The 17,830-nt window shown below is 66.3% G+C and carries 17 protein-coding genes and 1 pseudogene; 11 read left to right on the top strand and 7 right to left on the bottom strand.

What is annotated here, in order from left to right; translation table 11 throughout:
* Positions 1 to 1,404, top strand: a complete 1,404-nt coding sequence (locus MFF58_RS23100) for a TAXI family TRAP transporter solute-binding subunit (protein WP_238291336.1) — start codon at positions 1 to 3, stop codon at positions 1,402 to 1,404.
* Between the two features lie 69 nt (positions 1,405 to 1,473).
* Here MFF58_RS23100 and MFF58_RS23095 read toward each other — a convergent pair whose 3' ends face one another.
* Both MFF58_RS23095 and MFF58_RS23090 read right to left on the bottom strand, forming a co-directional pair.
* A complete protein-coding gene (locus MFF58_RS23095; RefSeq protein ID WP_238291335.1) occupies positions 1,474 to 2,082 on the bottom strand; it encodes a hypothetical protein in 609 nt (202 codons plus the stop codon).
* Between the two features lie 105 nt (positions 2,083 to 2,187).
* On the bottom strand, positions 2,188 to 2,691 hold the full coding sequence (locus MFF58_RS23090) for a DUF892 family protein (protein ID WP_238291334.1): 504 nt from the start codon (positions 2,689 to 2,691) through the stop codon (positions 2,188 to 2,190).
* Between the two features lie 391 nt (positions 2,692 to 3,082).
* On the opposite strand from MFF58_RS23090, the gene MFF58_RS23085 reads away from it, so the two are divergent.
* Both MFF58_RS23085 and MFF58_RS23080 read left to right on the top strand, forming a co-directional pair.
* On the top strand, positions 3,083 to 3,535 hold the full coding sequence (locus MFF58_RS23085) for a hypothetical protein (protein WP_238291333.1): 453 nt from the start codon (positions 3,083 to 3,085) through the stop codon (positions 3,533 to 3,535).
* Between the two features lie 124 nt (positions 3,536 to 3,659).
* The gene (locus tag MFF58_RS23080; protein ID WP_238291332.1) at positions 3,660 to 4,067 is read left to right on the top strand and encodes a phospholipase A2 family protein; all 408 of its coding nucleotides are present in this window, start codon (positions 3,660 to 3,662) and stop codon (positions 4,065 to 4,067) included.
* A 40-nt stretch (positions 4,068 to 4,107) separates the two neighbouring features.
* Here MFF58_RS23080 and MFF58_RS32630 read toward each other — a convergent pair whose 3' ends face one another.
* The 4 genes from MFF58_RS32630 to MFF58_RS23065 form a co-directional block, all read right to left on the bottom strand.
* Complete coding sequence (locus MFF58_RS32630) at positions 4,108 to 4,479, bottom strand: GCG_CRPN prefix-to-repeats domain-containing protein (protein ID WP_373323378.1); 372 nt, start codon at positions 4,477 to 4,479, stop codon at positions 4,108 to 4,110.
* Positions 4,480 to 4,565: 86 nt separating this feature from the next.
* Positions 4,566 to 5,786 (bottom strand): AraC family transcriptional regulator, encoded by a 1,221-nt coding sequence (locus MFF58_RS23075; RefSeq protein ID WP_238291331.1) that lies wholly within the window; start codon positions 5,784 to 5,786, stop codon positions 4,566 to 4,568.
* Positions 5,787 to 6,136: 350 nt separating this feature from the next.
* Complete coding sequence (locus MFF58_RS23070; RefSeq protein WP_238291330.1) at positions 6,137 to 6,961, bottom strand: DUF4344 domain-containing metallopeptidase; 825 nt, start codon at positions 6,959 to 6,961, stop codon at positions 6,137 to 6,139.
* A gap of 24 nt (positions 6,962 to 6,985) precedes the next feature.
* Positions 6,986 to 7,375: a hypothetical protein gene (locus MFF58_RS23065; protein WP_238291329.1), complete on the bottom strand. Its 390-nt coding sequence runs from the start codon at positions 7,373 to 7,375 to the stop codon at positions 6,986 to 6,988.
* A gap of 67 nt (positions 7,376 to 7,442) precedes the next feature.
* Between MFF58_RS23065 and MFF58_RS23060 the strand changes: the two genes are divergently transcribed.
* The 8 genes and pseudogenes from MFF58_RS23060 to MFF58_RS23025 all read left to right on the top strand — a co-directional run bounded on the left by MFF58_RS23060 (position 7,443) and on the right by MFF58_RS23025 (position 16,117).
* Positions 7,443 to 7,589, top strand: a complete 147-nt coding sequence (locus tag MFF58_RS23060; protein ID WP_238291327.1) for a hypothetical protein — start codon at positions 7,443 to 7,445, stop codon at positions 7,587 to 7,589.
* 96 nt (positions 7,590 to 7,685) lie between these two features.
* A pseudogene (locus tag MFF58_RS23055) lies at positions 7,686 to 7,927 on the top strand (transposase); the annotation flags it as partial.
* A gap of 323 nt (positions 7,928 to 8,250) precedes the next feature.
* Entirely contained in the window at positions 8,251 to 9,450 is a 1,200-nt protein-coding gene (locus MFF58_RS23050; RefSeq protein WP_238291325.1) for a tyrosine-type recombinase/integrase, read from the top strand.
* A 616-nt stretch (positions 9,451 to 10,066) separates the two neighbouring features.
* A complete protein-coding gene (locus MFF58_RS32500; RefSeq protein ID WP_308445474.1) occupies positions 10,067 to 10,432 on the top strand; it encodes a CsbD family protein in 366 nt (121 codons plus the stop codon).
* Between the two features lie 288 nt (positions 10,433 to 10,720).
* Positions 10,721 to 10,909 (top strand): hypothetical protein, encoded by a 189-nt coding sequence (locus MFF58_RS23040; protein ID WP_238291323.1) that lies wholly within the window; start codon positions 10,721 to 10,723, stop codon positions 10,907 to 10,909.
* Positions 10,910 to 11,287: 378 nt separating this feature from the next.
* Positions 11,288 to 13,021: an adenylate/guanylate cyclase domain-containing protein gene (locus MFF58_RS23035; protein ID WP_238291321.1), complete on the top strand. Its 1,734-nt coding sequence runs from the start codon at positions 11,288 to 11,290 to the stop codon at positions 13,019 to 13,021.
* A gap of 46 nt (positions 13,022 to 13,067) precedes the next feature.
* Positions 13,068 to 14,915 (top strand): phosphatase PAP2 family protein, encoded by a 1,848-nt coding sequence (locus MFF58_RS23030; RefSeq protein WP_238291320.1) that lies wholly within the window; start codon positions 13,068 to 13,070, stop codon positions 14,913 to 14,915.
* Positions 14,912 to 16,117: a G1 family glutamic endopeptidase gene (locus MFF58_RS23025; protein ID WP_238291319.1), complete on the top strand. Its 1,206-nt coding sequence runs from the start codon at positions 14,912 to 14,914 to the stop codon at positions 16,115 to 16,117. Before MFF58_RS23030 ends, MFF58_RS23025 begins: the two co-directional genes overlap by 4 nt.
* A gap of 356 nt (positions 16,118 to 16,473) precedes the next feature.
* Here MFF58_RS23025 and MFF58_RS23020 read toward each other — a convergent pair whose 3' ends face one another.
* The gene (locus tag MFF58_RS23020) at positions 16,474 to 17,370 is read right to left on the bottom strand and encodes an ADP-ribosylglycohydrolase family protein (protein ID WP_238291351.1); all 897 of its coding nucleotides are present in this window, start codon (positions 17,368 to 17,370) and stop codon (positions 16,474 to 16,476) included.
* Positions 17,371 to 17,830 lie beyond the last annotated feature (460 nt).

Below are 17,830 nucleotides of genomic sequence, written 5' to 3'. Positions count from 1 at the left end.
ATGCCGGACCCTGAGCCCGCTTCCGTCGATCACGACCGGTCGGAGACGCGCCGTCCTGCAAGCCGTGCACCGCGACGGCGGTGGAGCCGCGCCCTCCTGGCCGGCGGCGTGCTGCTCGTGGCCGCGGCCGGCTTCGCCCTGGCGCATGTCTGGTCGCCGCACGCCAACCTGCGCGTCACGGTCGGTCCCCCCGGCAGCACGGCCGAACGCTTCATCACGGCGTTCGCCGCCGTCTCCAAGGTGCAGCATCCCCGCGTCAACCTGGACCTCGTCCGGGTGGACGACCTCACGGGCAGCGCCAAGGCGCTCGAGGAGCGCCGGACCGACCTCGCCATCGTGCGCAGCGACGCCGCGGTGCCCGCCAACGCCCAGACCATCGTGATCCTGCGCAGGGACGTGGTCGCCTTCGTCTTGCCCCCGCACGGCTCCGTGACATCGGTCGCCAGCCTAGCGGGCAAGACCGTCGGCATCGTGGCCGGCCCCCTGCAGGCCGCCAACGCGCGCCTCCTCGACATGGTGCTGAGCTACTTCGACATCCCCGCCCAGGATGTCGGCCGGACGTTTCTGCCGGTCGACGCGCTGGCCCAGTCCGTCAGGCAGAAGAAGCTGGCAGCCATCCTGGCGGTCGGCCCCATGGCGCCGGGCGAGGTCGTCGACGTGGTCGCCGCAATCGCGCGCGCCACGAAGGGGACGCCGCGGGTGCTCGCCCTCGACGAGGCGGAGGCGATCGGCAAGCGGTTCTCCGGCTGCGAATCGATCGACGTGCCCGTGGGCGCGTTCCGGGCGCGACCCGCCACGCCGAGCGAGTCCGTCACGACGCTGGCGGTCACCTTCCGGTTCGCCGCCTCGGAGTTGATGCCCAACGTCGTCGCGGCGGCGATCGCCCGGTCGATCCTGACCACCAAGGCCAACCTCGCGGCGGTGACGCCGCTGGCCACGCAGATCGAGGCGCCCGATCCGGACGACAAGAGCCCGATCCTGCCCGTCCATCCGGGCGTCGCCGCCTACCTGAGCGACGGGGACCAGAGCTTCTTCGACCAGGTCAAGCAGTACTTCTATCTCGGCGGCCTCGTGATCAGCCTCGCCGGATCGCTCCTCGCCGCCGCTTCGGCGGGCTGGAACCGGCGCCGGTCGGAGGCGGAGTGGCGCCCCGTCCGGCGGCTGGTCGAGATCGCCGACGCGGCGCCGGGGGTCGACCGCGCCGGGCTGGCCGCGCTGGAGGGCGAGTACCGGGCACTCGTCTCGGAGATGCTGGGCTGTACATCCGGGCTCGTCAGCACCGAGTGCCTGTCGGCCTTCTCCACGGCCCTGGCGCATGCGCGCCACGCCCTCGACCGCCGGCGGGCAAGCCTCGAGCCGCAGACGGCGGTTCCGTCCGGGCCGACGCTCGTCGTCGCGCGGTGATGACGGGCGGCGGCAACGGGCAGCGAGGGCGCGCCCGGCGCCGGTCAGCGCCACCCTTTCGCAGAGGCGTCACCCGGTCCCCTGCGCGCGCAGCAGCAGGTCGCGCAGGCGTCCGGCGCCCAGCACGCGGCCGATCTCCCGGAACGCGAAGTACGGGAGCAGCACCACGAACATCACCCAGGCGAAGGTGAGCACGCCCCGCGGCCCGCCGGCCATCTCCGGCAGGACGGCGCCCGGTGCCTTTCCGTGCCAAGCGCCGACCAGCACCTCCTCCAATCCGTAGGCGACCACCAGGACGGCCGTGAACAGGAGGGCGCGGTACAGCACCACGTAGACGAGGGGCCTGCGCCCGACGCGCCGGCCGAAGCGCAGCGATCCGAGCTTCGTCGCCTCGGCGATCAGCATGAACTTGGCCAGGACCAGGGCATTGATCAGCCCGAGCGCGTAGAAGTGGTAGCCCGGATAGTTCGGGATGTCGCGGTCGATCCGGGCGTAGATGTTGATGCTGAACAGGATCAGGGTGCCGAAGACCACGATCAGGTAGATGGCGAAGGCGAGGTATCGCTCCGCTTCGGCGGCCGCTCTCCGCCACAGGGATCCGGACCTTTCGGGCGCGTCGGCACGCGGCAGACCTTGCGAACCGGTGCCGGCGGCCTCCCGGGACGGGGCAGGGTGCATGGCGACTCCTCCGCGATTCCGGTCCGCGCACCACCCGGTGCACGTCCCGCCTTCACCCGCGCGGCGCTGGATCGGCGGGTCGATCCGGCGCCTGCAGGGCTGCGATCAGGCAGCCAGCTTGACCGCGTGCTTGCTCTCGATCGTGCGACGGGTCAGGCGGCGGGTCCGCTCCGTGAAGGCGATCTTACCCGCCCGGCAGCTTTCCAGCAGGACGCCGACCCCGAAATGCCCGCTCACGTCGGCCATGGCGACGAGCGCCACGTATTCGGCGATGCGCAGATGCATCAGGTGATTGGCCTTGATCAGGATGAACAGGGCCTTGGCGGCCGGGGCCCGGATCTCGGCCAGCTTGCGCCGGAAATCCTTGAGGAAGACTTCCTGGAGCCGGCCGTTCGCGGCGATCGGTTTCTCGCCGATCAGCTGGAAGCAGCGGTCGAGCGACTTGATCGTCTTATCCTGGATGAAGGCGCGCGCCTGGAGCGCCTCCTGGATCGCCGGATCCTGCGCGACCTGCCCCGGTTCCTCGTAGATCTTCGTCGCGCGCTCCGCATGATGGCGCGCATCGCTCAGCATGCGCACGAAGAGCTCCTTCGGTGTCTTGACCGCCATGGCAATCTCCTCACCCTTCATCGCTGTCGACCGAGGCATCCCTCGAATGCCCAGACCGCTTCGTGCGCCCTCGGCGCGACCGGAAGCAGCGTTCTGCCGGTCGCCGGGACGAGCCCTTCGCTCACCGCGCGGAAGCGGGGGACGCAATATGCCTCCGCGCCGAGCCCATGCTTGATCGGGGAAGACACCGGCCGAGCCGGGCATCGACCATGCCGCGGCGGCTCCGATGCGGCACGATCGGGTCACGCTCCTCAACCCGGCCGCGTCCCCGCGGATCAAGCGGCGGCGCCCGCGCGGCCTTACTGTGCGGTCGGTGCGTATCCGAGGGCAGAAGGCTTCGCACCTCGCCCAGCCCCCTCGGCAGGTCCTTCTCCAGAGCGGAGACCATCCCATGAGGATTCTACGGATTGCGTCATTGGCGGGTGCCGCCCTGATCCTGAGCGGTCTGGCCGCCGAGGCGCGCGGCTTCCACGGCGGTGGCTTCGGCGGCGGCGGCTTCCGCGGCGGCGGTGTCCGCGCCGGCGGCTTCCACGGCGTCCGGGCCGGCGGGGTCCGCGGCTATCGCGGGGCGGCGGGTTATCGCGGCCGTTACGGCGCCGTCGGCCGGTACGGCGGGGTCGGCCGTTACGGCGCCGTCGGTCGATACGGCGCCGTCGGACGCTACGGCGGGGTCGGCCGTTACGGGTATGGCTACGGCCGCTACGGTTACGGTGTCCGCCCCTACGGCTACGGCCTGGGCGCGGCTGCCGTCGGAGCCGCGGCCGCCGGCTACGGCGCCACCTACGGCCGCTGCGGTCCCTACGCCTTCTACGATGCCTATGCGGGCGTCTGCCGTCCGTACTGAGGCCGCTGAACACAGCCGAGGCCGCCAGGCCCCGGCTCCCGCTCATCCCGCCTGAACCCGCCTGAACCGGTGGTCCGCTCGGCCCGGCGGGCAGATGGCCTCAGAACAGAGGTGGTCGAACGCCATGACCTTCCGATCTGTCGCTCCGCTCCTGGTGATCTGCTCAGGCGCGCCCGCGCTGGCACAACCGTACGGCCTGCAGCAGCCGGCAGCCCTGTTTCACGGCAATTACTGCGGGTTCGGCAACAACGCCCCGTTGCCGCCCCTCGACGCGCTCGATGCCGCCTGCGCCCGCCATGACGCCTGTACCCCCGTGGGCCGGCTGCCGTCGCGGGCGTGCAATGCACGGCTCTTTCGGGAAGCCGACCGGATCTCGCGCGATCCGCGGCAACCGGACGATCTCCGGGCGCTGGCGGGCTTCGTTGCCGCGGGCGCCGCCATTCTGCCGGTCGACCCGAACGGGCCGGTTGTCGCCGTCAGGATCCCCGCCGCCGCGCGCTCCGGCGCACGCCCCATCTATCACGCCTATTAGCGCGCGCCGCCAAGGGCTCGACGCAGGCGTTCCGGTGCGGTCAGCGGCGGAATCCGCCCCTGTATCCGCCGACGCGACGTCCGTAGACGGCCCGGCCGCCATGAACCCGGCCGCCCCGATACACGCGCCCACCCCGATAGACGGCCCCGCCCCGATAGACGGCCCCGCCCCGATAACCGTACCGGGCGCCGCCGGGGTAACCGGAGATTCCTCCGCCCCGGTACCCATAATAGCCCGGCGCGCCGTAGACATTGGGGCGACAGGCGCCGTAGGGGCCGCGGTGGAAGCCGGGGCCGCACCCCCCGGCGGCCTGAGCGGCCGCGATGCCGAGCCCGCCCGCTCCGGGAGCGTTCAGGCCCAACAAGGCGCTGAGCGCGAGAGCCGTCAGTGGAATGATCCGCAACGACCGCATCGGTTCCTCCTGTCTTGTCCGTATTTTCGAATCTGTGAGAGATTTCCCCGGCGCATCGAGCATCACTCTTGAGCAAGCGGGGTGTTTTATTGATACGCTTGCCAAAACCAGTGTCGGCAATGCTCTGAACTGGCGGCCCGCTCAGCGCCCTCATTGATTCGGGACAGGACCGGGAGCCTCGGATCGGCCGCCGTTTCTGGGTGGCGGCACGTACGCCTCCAGATGCTGGGCGTCATGCCGGACCAGCGGCGGAACGCGTGGGTGAACGCAGCCGCCTCGGAGAAGCCCAGGCAGGCGGAGATCTGCGCCAACGGCATGTTGGTGTCGGCCAGGAGCTGTTTCGCCGTCTCGAACCGGATCTGGGTGGTCACCGACCGGAAGCTCGTGCCTTCAGCCCTCAGGCGACGGCTGAGGGTGCGCCGATGGACCGCCAAGTGGCGTGCCACGGCCTGGCCTGACCACGGATTCTGGATGAACTCCATGCGGAGAAGCCGCCGCAGCTGGTCCGATATCTGGGGCGGCGCTGCCACCCCGATCTGTCGGATGCGGTGTTCCGCGACCGCGAGAGCCGACCGATCCGCTCCCGCGATCGGTTGTTCGAGGAGGCGTGAGGGAAACGCGATGGCTGCCCATTCCTGATCGAAACGGACGGGCGCGCGGAAGAAATGCCAATAGGGATCCGTCTGATCCGGCGGCGCGCGCGGCAGCAGGAGTTCCGACGGCGACCATTGGGCACCCGTCAGGGCGCGCACGATATTGACGATCGTGGCGAGCGCCCCTTCCGATTGCAGGCCTACCGCCGTCGCCCCGGCCTCGTAAGGGAAGTAGTGCAGCAGCGCCAAGTCGGCCTCGACCCAGAGTCGGACGGCGGAGCCGCATGTCCAGGCCCAGGGTCGGCTCTCCAAAACACGCAGCGCGTCGCCGACCGTCCCGGCGTTCCGGATCAGAGCTCCGCTCGGCCCGAGCTTGGCGAGGGCGATACGCTGTCCGACGAGCAGACCGAGATGGCCGCACCGCGTGCGGTTCGCACCCAGCTGAAGCAGTCGGCCGAGCGCCGCATTCGAGACCGAAGCACCGCCGTCCCGGGATGCAAGCGGGTCGCAGCCTGCCTCGCAGAGGAGGCCGACAGGATCCGCGCCGAGTTCCGAGAGAACGGCACAGGCTGCACTCGCGACGTCGCCGTGAAAGTCGCCGTGGAAGTCGCCGTGGAAGTCGCCAGCGTCGGGCGGCCGATCCGCCTTCGGCCGCCGATCGGGAGCGGGTCGCTCGCGAGCGTCTTCACGCGCCAGCGCCAGGCGGTCGGCCATTGCAGGAACCCGTGTCTTTCCCAAAGTCCGAGTATTTCACGGTATTCGCAGCATGCTCACATTGCGCTGGATCAATCAATCTGTTTTCAAGAGAATGCACGTCGTCATCAATTCAATCATAAAAAATCGGACACATAATTCTCAGCCAGCCCCGCCCGTCCGTACGGCGGATGCGGAAGCCGTGGACATGCCCTGACGCCTTCAAGACCTGCGCAGATCGAGAGCGATGGAGGAGGGTTCGCGCCCGACACCAGGGCGTTTCGATCCCGGTCGAACGGACCATCCGACCGGCGATCCTGAACAGCGGCCGGCGCGCGAGCAGGTCATGGCGGCGGCCGGTATCCACCGCTTCAGAACATCCAGCGGAACGCACGCCGGATGCGCGCGCGTCCGATCCGGCCATCGCGCAGATGGGATCGGAAGAGCTTCCGCAGGGCGTAGGCGGCAAGGTCGTACTCGGCCCGGCATTGCACGGCGCGCACCTTGGGCAGGCTGCCCGCTTCGACCAGATAGCCGAAGGTTCTGCGATCGGCGCCGTAGGCGAGGCAGAGCAGGTTGTAGAGGCGCTGTCCGGCGAGGCTGTGACCATCGGCCAGAACCGCCTGGTCCGGAGTCTCCTCGGCGGCTTGGCTGCGCAGCAGGTCGGCCGCGCCGTCGATCGCGTGCCGCGCCTGGGCGGGCGGCAGTTCGAGCAAGACGAGGGCGGCGAACTGGTCGGCCGCGTCCTCCTCGCGGCCGAGCACGGGCACGTCGAGGAGATCATACAGGGCGTGGCCGAGTTCGTGGAGGAAGATCTGCGCGACGGAACCGAGGACGGCGTCGTTCGGAGACACACGAGTCTCGGACAGGATTCTGGACGCACGATCACGCACCTCCTGGACGTACTCGTAGCAGACCGTGATCGTCCGGCTCCTGGACGCGTACCATGCGTTGGACTCGCCGCAGCTCGACAGCCGCAGCGTCAGCGAGCGCGATGGGCGCATGCCGCCGGCGATCGCCCGAAGGCCTTCCAGAACCCGGCGCGCCTTGAGGTCGCGGTGGAGCGCACGCGTCGCTTCGTCGACGGGACGCTGATAGACGATCCGGATCGTCGCGCCCCCGGATCGGGCCGCCTGAGTCGGCAGCGCGCCGATGACGAGCGTCAAGCTCGCCGCGAGGCCGACGGCGCAGCGCATCCGGCACTCCCTGGACCTCGCGCCTCACTGCGACCGGACATGCACGATCCGGCGCGACGCGGGATCGACGATGACGGCCTTTTCACCCGGCGACGTGAAGCAGCCGCAGTAGCCCGAGGGGATCAGACCTGGAATCGACGGGTTGCGGAGGAATCCCATGTCGATCCGGGAGGGGACGCCGGTCCCGACCCCTTTCGCCGCGGCGTGTCGCGGTTCTGTCTCAGGCCGGGCGGCGATCATGCCCGGGACGCCGCCGCGTTCGATCTTCCCGGTCGTGCCGTCGCGCGGATCGATCTGCCGGGTGAGCGGCCGCGCTTGCGGCGGCCTGCAGACCCCCATCGCAAGGATGCCGGAAGTGCCCTTCGATGATGTTCCTGGCGTGCTCTGACTTTCCGCAGACATGGCAGCCTCCACACCATGCCCGCAGGGGAGCAGGGGCGGTTAAACCCCGAGGACCATTAAGCCATCCCGAGGCGCGTGCTTGATCGAACGCGACATGGGCTCGGCTGTGCCGCTCCGATGCTCGCCGGCCCCGCCCCTCATCGTCGTGCGGGACGAGGGCCGCGGCGACATGCGCGGGGTCGAAGCCCTCACGTTGGCGAGCCGGATGATGGGCGCGCAAGGGTGACCCGACCGGCTCGTTCTGGACCGGCCCGATGGACAGGATGAGCCTGGACCCGACGCGGTGGGGAGGAAGCGAGGACAGAGGCCGAGCGCCGAACCAATGGTGTTGAAGCTGGGCCAGATCGAGGTGCAGACGGCGCGAGGCAAGGCATCGCCGTTGCGTGTCAGGAGGCGGATGTCGCTGCGCAGAGTTATGACCGCTCACGCAGGGAGTACGGCGGCCTCGAGGTCAATCAGGCTAAGAAGATGAAGGACCCCGGGCGTGAGAACGCGCGACTTCGTCGTTCGGTAGCCGATCCGTCCTCGGAGGAGGAGGTGCTGGCGGACCTCGCCTCGGGTGAGCGCGCCCCTTCGCCGGCAGGAACTGGCGACGCGGAGATGGCCAGCCCAAGCCAGCATCGTCCGCCGATGTCCGGTTCGCTCGGCGGAACGCCAACTGGACCCGCCGCCAACCTATTGTGCTACGTGCTTGATTTTGCTGGCGCGCCCTACGGGAATCGAACCCGTGTTTTCGCCGTGAAAGTGCGAAGCCAATCGTCCAAATCCGTCCAATCCCGTCCAGATAAGCCATTGATGCAGAATATTTTATCTCGGATTTAGGTATTGGCTTGTCCAATCCGGTGTGCGATTATCCAAACACGTCGACAGGACACTGACGGGACACCATGGCTCGCAACGCGCGCGCACCGAAGCTCGAGACTCGAACCAGTCGGTTGCGCCTGCCAGTAGCCAAAAAACCCGTTTTCGCCCGCATCGCACCGGGGGTTTCGCTCGGCTACCGCCGGAACGAGACCGCTGGAACTTGGGTACTGCGGGTAGCCGACGGGAAGGGCGGCTCCTGGACTAAGCGGATCGGGCTGGCCGACGACTTCAGTGAGAGCAACGGTCAAAGCGTGCTGACCTTCTGGGAGGCACAACAGCTCGCGAAAACTTTGGCAGGCAGCGAGAAAGGGGAGGGGGCGAAGTGGACGCCACTCACCGTCGAAATCGCCGCTCGAACCTACCTAGCGAGCCTTGAAGCCCGGAACCGGCGCACGGCCTACGATGCCCGGCTGCGCTTGGAACGGCTGTTTCTGCCACGCTTTGGCTCGAGCCGGATCGAGGATCTCACACGCCGCCAGCTCGAAGCATGGCGCGATGGCTTAGTGCGGACGGGCGGCGACGCTGAGCAATGCCGCCGCAGCCAGGACACCGCCAACCGGGTGCTCAGCATCGTCAAGGCGATGCTCAACCACGCGGTGGGGGATCCGACGAATGGTTTGACGAACGATAGCGCCTGGCGGCTAGTCCGCCCCTTCCAACGGGTCGGCCGGCCTCGCGAGGTGCACTTCACGCCCACCGAGGTGCTGCGCCTGCTCGAGGGATGTGAAGATGCCGGTTTCCGAGACCTGCTGACAGCGGGATTCCTGACCGGTGCGCGTTACGGTGAGCTTGCAGCCTGTCAGGTCCGGCACTTCGATGCGGAGGATGCAACTCTGTACGTGCCGCGCGGTAAGACAGGAGCTCGCATCGTCATACTACAGCCCGAAGCAACGACGTTCTTCGCACGGCTGGTTGGCGAGCGTGCGAAAGACGCGCCGCTTCTGCCGCGCGCTGACGGAGACGCGTGGGGTGCGAGTCACCAAGTGCGGCCGATGAAGCGAGCACTCCTGACTGCGAAGCTTGATCCGTCTGGCACGTTCTACGCGTTGCGACACTCGTACATCTCACGTGCGATCGAGGCGGGGGTACCACTGAACGTAGTCGCGGAGAACTGCGGAACGAGCGTGAGGATGATCGAGACCACCTACGCCAAGGTGCTGGCCGCAAAGCGGCGAGAGTTTATCGCGAACGGCGCGCCACGTTTGTTCGCTGACGCGGCTTGAGCTTAAAAAATCAGATTGAAAGCCTCAGATTCCGACTTCTCTAACATGCAATTCATTTCGGCGAGAAATCGCGGCGGCAAGCGATCAGAAGCTAGATCGTCCGGCCCCGTTTCCCAGCCTCTAAAACTGGATTTTTCTGCGCGTCCGGGAAAGACTGGGGGTGTCCCCAACCTCATGTTTGTTTTCGGAGGATCTTCGCAATTTCTTGGACGCCCTCAGCCTCTACAAGGCAGACGTTAGTTTACTAAACGCCACGCTTGCTTAGAAAACGCTATAGGACAAACTCGAGCATTACTCGCGTGGGAGCGTGATTGAGGATTTTGATGCCGTTCCGCATCATTGTTGAAAGCGGACTTTCCGCTTTGCGCCCATTGCGGCCGCTCAGCCGGCTCTCGCAGCTTCTCCGAAGCGGACGTTGCAGCAGCTCAGCTTGTAGGTCTCAGTTGCGCCATAAGCTGACCCTCGGCGTAACGCCCAGAGTGGCTGCTCACCATTCAGAATTGCCGACGGGGTTGGGGTCGGCTTGGGTCATGGAGGTCGTAGTGCGGCAACTCATCAGTGTGATCGCGCATTGATCTGCAGGCACCCGACCACCGAAGCCGTAAGGATACTTCCCATGCGCAATGCACGCCTTCCCCTCGTCGGCCTGCTGTTGCTGCCGGCCTTCCCCGCCCTGGCACAGAACGCTACGGCGGCCCAGTCCAGTGGAGGTATGACTTGGCTGTGGATCCTCATCGCCATCCTCGTGATTGCCGGTGGAGCTTGGTACTTCATGACCCAGCGCCGTGGCCTTCGGTCCACGCCGGGCGTCTCCCACGACCGGGTCGGCGGTGCTGCTGAGCAGGCCAAAGGCGCTGTGAAGGACACCTTCGGCAGCGTGACCGGTGACGCCAAGCTCCAGACCGAGGGCAAGATCGACAAGGCTGAGGGCCGGGCGCAGAGCGCATATGGCGGGGCGAAGGATACCTTGCGCGGCCGCTGATCCTGCAGGCGCCTCAAAGATGCTCTGGCCCGCCAATTGGGCGCTGTAGGACGAAGTAAAGATGGAGGAGAGTGCTGCGCTGTGGCCGGCTCGGCTACTGAGACAGGGTATCCGTGGTCACTTTCCGCCGGATCATCTCACCCACCGGGGTTACAGGGGTTGTGGATGTATGTAGCTCGCCGACCAGCGGGTGCGCAGACTGTTATAGGCCTACACCCCCAGCGTTTTACACGTAAGGTCAGCCTTAGGACCGAGAGAGACCCACCACAGTGAACCAAGCAGCTGGAAATGGCGCAGTATAACACCAGTTTCGCCGAGCCGAGATGGGAATGCGAGACGGCGCAGCCGGAGCGGCTGATGGCACGCATGCTGAGCTTCTTCGAGCATCTCGACGGACGTCGGACGACAGAGGCCGGGACCCGCGCGCAGGGCACGCAAACCGCTCGAATTCTGCTGCGTGCGTCGGCGAAGATCTGAGGCCCCCGTCCATTGGATCACTGCGTCTCATCGGAAGGCCGGCGCCCCGTGTCGGACATGTCTCAAAGTCCGGTTGGGGTCGATTGCGACAGTCTAAGGGTTGCGCGCGAAAGCCGGGCGGCTGGAGCGCTCTCGTGGCGCAAGCACAATTATGGCACCTCCCTCTAACTTGCGAGAAGGGCCATTTTCACGCACACTTTGTTTCGTATTGCGTGCGGCGCTGCAGCGTGGTTTGGTTGGCACGAGGTCCCGGGTCGACCGGCCGTAGTGGCGAAATCCGGCATGATTGAAACATCTCCGGAAAAAGAAGCGCTGCGAGGCTCTTCAATCGCCCGTCCCACTGGTCGCTCGTCTAGGTCGGCATCCCCAAGGCGGGGCATGCTGGCCGTGCTCGCCGCAGACGTCGCTGGCTACACTCGACTTATGGAGCGCGCCGAGGAACTCACCCACAAGCGCCTCAAAGATATCCACCGAAATGTCGTACTCCGAAGTATCGCGCGAAATTCGGGCAATATTGTGAAAAATTTGGGCGATGGGTTTCTTGCGACCTTCTCAAGCGCGGTCGCCGCAACACAATGTGCGATTGAAATACAGACCGAAATAAGGCCTTTTTGCTACGGCAAAGCTCAGAGTGATACTATCTTATATAGAATAGGTATTAATCTAGCAGACGTCATCATTGAGGCGCACGACGTGTTTGGTGACGGGGTAAACGTTGCTGCGCGCCTGCAGACCTATGCCGAACCAGGCGGCATCGTCGTTTCCGGAATGGTAGCGGAGGCGATCGCCGGCCAAGTTGCAGCGACGGTGACCAGCGTCGGCGACTTCTTCCCAAAGAACCTTAGTCGGCCAATCCGGGCCTTCGTCGTGCATCCTCATAATGCACCTGCAGCTGCCGTCACTACTGCGGCAAGCGGGATGGATCGCCCCTCCATCGCGGTGCTGCCGTTTCGCCACCTCGGCGCGGACCCCGAGGACGCCATTCTGGCCGAGGGCGCGATCGAGGGCATCATCCATACCTTGGCTGGCCTAGATAACCTGCTCGTGATTTCGCAGGGCTCAACCCAGGCTTACGCAGGCCAGCGACCGGACGCGCGCGACGTGGGGCGTGACCTTGGGGTGCGGTATGTACTGTCAGGCAGCATGCACCGTGCAGGCAAACGACTGCGTATACTTACCGAATTAATCGATGCCGAGACCGGGACCGTCGCCAGCGCAGACCGTTATGACGGCGATCTGGAGGATTTGTTTGACCTGCAGGACCGCATTTCCGCGCATGCCGTTGCGATCATCGCGCCGCATGTGCATGAATGGGAACTTCGCAGAGCACGGCGCAAGCCCGCGGAGAACCTTACCGCTTATGAGTTGATGCTGCGCGGCACAGATTTGATGCTGCGGCTCGACGAGGCCAGCTTCAACCGCGCGCGCGGCTTGCTGCAGAAGGCGATCGCCGAGGACCCCGGGTACGCGCCGGCCCGGGCCTATGCCGCCTATTGGCATTTGCTACGTATCGGCCAGGGGTGGTCCCCCGATATTGGCGCCGACAATGCCGAGGCGGACCGCTGCGCGGCAGCCGCATTGGAACGCGACGAGGGCTACGCACTGGCGTTGGCCATCCGCGGCCACATGAAGTCCTTCCTGCATCGCGCTTTTGCGGAAGCCGGCGAGCTGCTCGACCGAGCCTTGCGTGCTGGGCCGAACGTCGCCCTGTGCTGGTCCTTCGCCAGCGCTACGAGCGGTTATCGCGGCGACGGCGTCACCGCGGTGCTGCAGGCCGAGCGGGCGATGCGGATTTCACCGCGCGATCCCTTCGGTTTCCGACACGAGCACATGCTGTCGCAGTCGCACTACATCAACGGGAACTTCAAGGAAGCCGTCGCCTGGGGCGAAAGGGCAGCGCAGCACAACCGGCGGATGGCTTCGAACCTTCGCACGCTTTGCGCTTCGCTGATCGCGTTGGGAGAAACGGTGCGTGCTCGCGAGGTGGCAACCGAGTTGCTCGCGGTGGAGCCGCGATTCCGCATAGGACCGTGGTCTGAACGCACGCCGCTGACCGGCACCATCCTCGAAGGGTTTGCGGCGCGGCTGCGGGAGGCTGGGTTACCGGAGTAGCACGCGCGGGCAGACCTGTGCGGCACATCAGGAAGGGGGGCGCGCCATGGCTGGAAGCAACGAAGGCAACGAAGGGAACGAGGGCAATTCCGGCAGCTTGGGGCGGGGCGGCGGGGGTGGTTTCAGCGTGCTGCCCGACCGCGTGGACCTGCCGTTCGTGTCAGTTGGCAGTATCGACGGCAAACGCCTCACGCGCGCAGGCTGGCGTCAGCGCTACTGGGCCGGCGAATGGGCAGCTTGGCTGACGCTGGTGGATTTCTCGAAGACGGCGGTGCTGCCTTACGCCCGGCCCAACCCGGCCGTGACCATCACCCAGGCGCGCCAGCCGAACAACATTGGCAACGGTACCTGCGTCGCGGCGAGCCCTGCCGTACAGGCGTCCTGGCAGACGGGGATCTACCAGTTGCGCTGCATCAACGCGGCGAACAATGGCATCTTCACGCTGACCGACCCGCTCGGCCGTCTGATGCGGCTGGTGACGCCGGCGAGTTCCGCAGTGTCGGCCGAAATCGTCTTCACGCTCACCGCCGGCGGCACGCCGTTTGCCGTCGATGACGGCTTCGACATCGCCGTCGGGGTGAGCAACAACAACATCTGGCTGAACCCGCCGGTCGCATTCCGGGCGCGGGCGCCTGTTGAGCTTGCCATCTCGTCCAGCTTTCCGGCCACCGCAAACAAAGGCACCTGCAATCTGGTGCGTCCGGAGCCGACGCTGCGCGGCGTTCAGAAAGGCGACTACAAGCTGGCCTGCACGAACGTTGACTCGTCCACCCAGGTGGCCACCTTCAGTCTCACCGCCCCCAGCGGCACCGTGCTCGACAACGCCATTACGGCATCCGCGGCACAAGGGTCGTCCGCCCTGGTGAGAAACCAGGTGCAAGTCACCATCGTGACGGGTAGCACGCAATTCAGTGTGGGCGATACGTTCACGATCACGGTTTTCGATGTTGTCGTCGACATCGCACCCAAGCTGGCAGGCAACCAGGGTAACGGCACCTGCACGTTGGACCCGGTCGCGCCGTCGCCGGACGGCGCCATCATCGGGTTGTACACGCTGCGTTGCACGAAGGCGGCTACCGTCGGCGCGGGCACCTTCACGACAGGCGCGGAGTTCAGCCTAGTCGACCCCGACGGCGTTGCCGTCGGTACCACCATCGTCCTGTCCGCCGGCGCGGCATCGTCGTCTGCCCTCGTCAACGCCCCGCTCAAGTTCACCGTCACGGATGGCGACCCTACCAAGCCCGGCACGCTCTTCGCGGTAGGCGACGGCTTCGATCTGGACCTTGGCGGCTTCGAGGAGATCGAACTGCGCGACCTGGTGCGCGCGGCCGAAGACGAGCGTGCCGATGCGCTCGGCGAGATCATCGCGCAGCATGACGGGTTCATCAGCTACTTCATGGCGGCACTGTCGATCTCTCCCAAGACGCATCCGGCCACCTGCCTGCTGCTGCAGATCGGCAGCGTCGTGGGCGCCTTCGTCTCCCTGCACTTCAAGGGCATCTACCAGCGCCGACGGCCCTCGCAGCGCGCCCCAGCGCTGCTGCCGCCGGTGCCGGTGCCGGGGCACCCGGCCTATCCGAGCGGGCATGCGACCCAGGCGCATCTCATGGCGCTTTGCGTCAGACGGGCTCTGCCCGCGAACGGCATTCGCCAGCAACTCGGACCAGTGCTAAATGCCTTGGCCAACCGCATTGCCCGCAATCGCGAGATCGCCGGTCTGCATTTCGGCAGCGACAGCAGGGCCGGCGCCCAACTGGCGCAGCAGATCGTAGACATCCTCGACTCCAACGGGATGCCGCAGAGCCTTCCGCAGAGTATCCCGCCCGACACGGCCGTGGGAACGCGGAGGCGCTTCAAGGACATCGTCGCAACTGCAACGGCTGAGTGGCAATGACCATCATCGTACCTAGCAATCCGCTGGCCGGCGCTCCGACCATGCTTGGAGCCGGGCTGGTCAACCGCCTCAGAGCCGACATGCAGGCACGGATCTTACCGCCCGCGGATGACAAGGAGCAGGTTTTGGGCGTGGACTTCGACCCGGAGGACCCCACGCTTGATCTCGCGGCCTGCCTACGGCGGGGCATTCCACCTCGCCCGCAGGATCCAGCCGCCCTGGCGCTATGGCTGCGGATGGTGGAGCCGCCGCTCACGTTGCTGCCGTTCAGGGCGGCCGACGTGATGCTGCGCGGCGACATCACTCATGGCAGCTTCAGGATTGCCGGCGTCAGCGGCGAGGGCATGGATGCTGGCCAGGAAGAGGCGATAGCCGTCTTCACCGGCGGCGGACGCCTGTCCAGCAGCGCCAACTGGTCCGGCGGCGCCATCCTCCCGCGCAACGGCGAGCGCTTCGTCCAGGTCCTGGCCTCCTGGCGGGTGCCAGCGGTGCGCGCCGGTACCGGTGCGGGACCCTGGGTCTGCTCGACCTGGATCGGGATGGACGGGCTGCGCCGATGGATGGGGTCGATGCCACAGATGGGCACCACCCAATCGTTAGGACAAATTGAACGCGGCAGCTTGCTGCCGGCCAATTTCCCCTGGTTCCAGTGGTGGTTGCGAGGCCAGGGCATCCAGCCACCGGTCCCACTTCCCTTAAGCATCAGTCCTGGAAGCCTGGTTTATTGCGTTGTGACTCGGCTGCCCAGGAACCAGCCATCGCTTGGCGACCAGGATATGGTGCAGTTCTTCATACGAGCCGGTTCCACCGCGACCTACCTCATATGTAAGCCGCCACCGGTGGCATCACCCGGCGAGAAATTCGCCTCACACGGCGCCAGCGCGCAATGGATCCTGGAGCGACCGACTGCGCTGAACCCCAGCCCAAATGGCAATGTCCGCGTGGGTGACCTGTTTCCACTGCCTGACTTCAGCACCGCCGGACTCGACGACTTCGCCGCCAGCTTGGCGCGCACGCCGAACGACACCGGAGTGATTGGTAGCATTGAGGCGCCCGCCTTGACCCCAGCGACGCCGCTGCGAGCGCCACGTCTGCTGCGCATGGTCGAGACCCTGCCCGATCCGCCCCGGACTGCGGTGATCGCCAAGCCGGCGTCGCTCGATGGCCGCCTGCTGGAGGTACGCTATCGGGGCCCGGGGTAAGAGGCGTCGGTGGACCCGACGGGGCTGACGCTGTCGAGAGTCCACGGTCTGCCTATCTAGGCAGGCGTACCCGACGTCCCCATATAGGGAAGTGACTCCGCTCGACCGGGGCGCCTGGCGCTGCACCCCGGTGCGAGGTGCGCGGGTGTGGAGGGTGCTCGCGAGCAGCAATGACACCTTCGCGGTTGATGGAGCCATGGGCGACAAGCCAGTGCGGGTCCGGGCTGACTTGATCTTGGCTAGATTGGTCGCCGTTGTGAGGAGGAAAGATCCTTCCCTATAAATACCATCCGAACCACGCTCGCATCTCGTGGCAAAGCGGACCTTTGGAGATGCGGGCAAAGGCTTGGAAGGGGTCAGCTACTGCCGTTTCGGGCGTCTGCGAGGAGCCGATCCGCGGCCTCAGAAATCTCGTTGCGCCAGGCAAGTTGATGAAGCCAGCGTTCTGGGATGGCGGACGCACCGTAGAGTGCGCCGACGAGCTGGCCGGTAACGGCGCCGACTGTGTCGGCATCGTCGCCGAGGTGCACGGCTAGGATGAGAGCCTCTTCAAAGCTTGTGGTGCTACCGACGGCCCAGAGTGCCGCTTCAAGCGTGTCGACGACGAAGCCGGATGAACGGATCTGGTCGCGGGCCTTGTGGCGCCAGGAGCCAGCCGCGATGGCGGCAATAGCAGGGTCGCCGGACCAGGTGCGGGATCGGAGTACGTCGGGCTGGCCGAGAATGGCTTCCCGCAAGAGTTGGGCGAAGTAAGCGCATGCCTCAACGGCTTGCCGGGCAGCGTGCGTGACGCGGCTTTGGTCACGGGCGAGCTGGTCGGCGCGGCCGACGTCATGAAGGGCGAAGAGCGCGACCGGTGCGAGGCGCATGAGGCTGCCATTGCCGGCAGTGCGAGGGTGAGTGGAGCCGGCATAGGGCTCGCCGGTGTGGACGAAGTGGGCGAGCGCCTCGCGGGTGGTCATGCCAATGTCGAAGCAGGAGCCCGTACAACTGTAGGCGCCCTGTTGCCACCAGCGGACGAAGCGCGTGGCGAGGTCGTGTGGATCGAAGCCGCTGCAGCTGATCAAACTGTCGGCGAGCGCGAGCGCCATCGCGGTGTCGTCGGTCCACTCGCCTGGCGCGAGGTTGAAGGGACCACCGCCCGTCATCTCGGCGTGATGAGGTAGGCTGCCGCGCTCAGTGAACTCCAGCGTAGTGCCGAGGGCGTCACCGACGGTGAGGCCGAGGAGTGGGCCGTGGGCGCGGTCGTGAATGGCGGGGGAAGTAGCGGGGACTGGGTCAGGGGTTGAGTTCTTTCGAGCGGGGGCAGCGAAAGCTTCACGGTTACGGCCGGGAAGTTGCTCTCTAGCTGTCGCGCGGGAAACGGAGCGGAGGACCCGGGAAACGGAGCAGCGGGCGGGTAAGTTACTGACCCAGATGACGAAATTGGTGAGGCCGCGTACTGCGCTTGTCGCCGCCCCAATAGGAGGGGAGCAGGTAGCCGTCGAGCCGAATGGTAGGATCGGAGAGGACGGGCGGCAGTCGGAGGTGGCGAAGAGGCGTGGGGAAGAGATCCAGCAGTAGTGGGACAGCTAACGTCGGCAGAGATGCCACGGTCTGTTGGGATGCCGCCATCAAACGAGGTTATGCGAGAATATGGTAGCGGAATAAGTCTTCTGGCATGTAAAAGTCAGGATTTCACCTATCGGACAGTGTCAGACTAAGGCGTGACCG

Origin of the sequence: Methylobacterium longum, assembly GCF_022179385.1 — a bacterium.
In the GTDB taxonomy this organism is placed as follows: domain Bacteria; phylum Pseudomonadota; class Alphaproteobacteria; order Rhizobiales; family Beijerinckiaceae; genus Methylobacterium; species Methylobacterium longum.
This window is presented reverse-complemented; position numbering and strand designations above follow the sequence as displayed.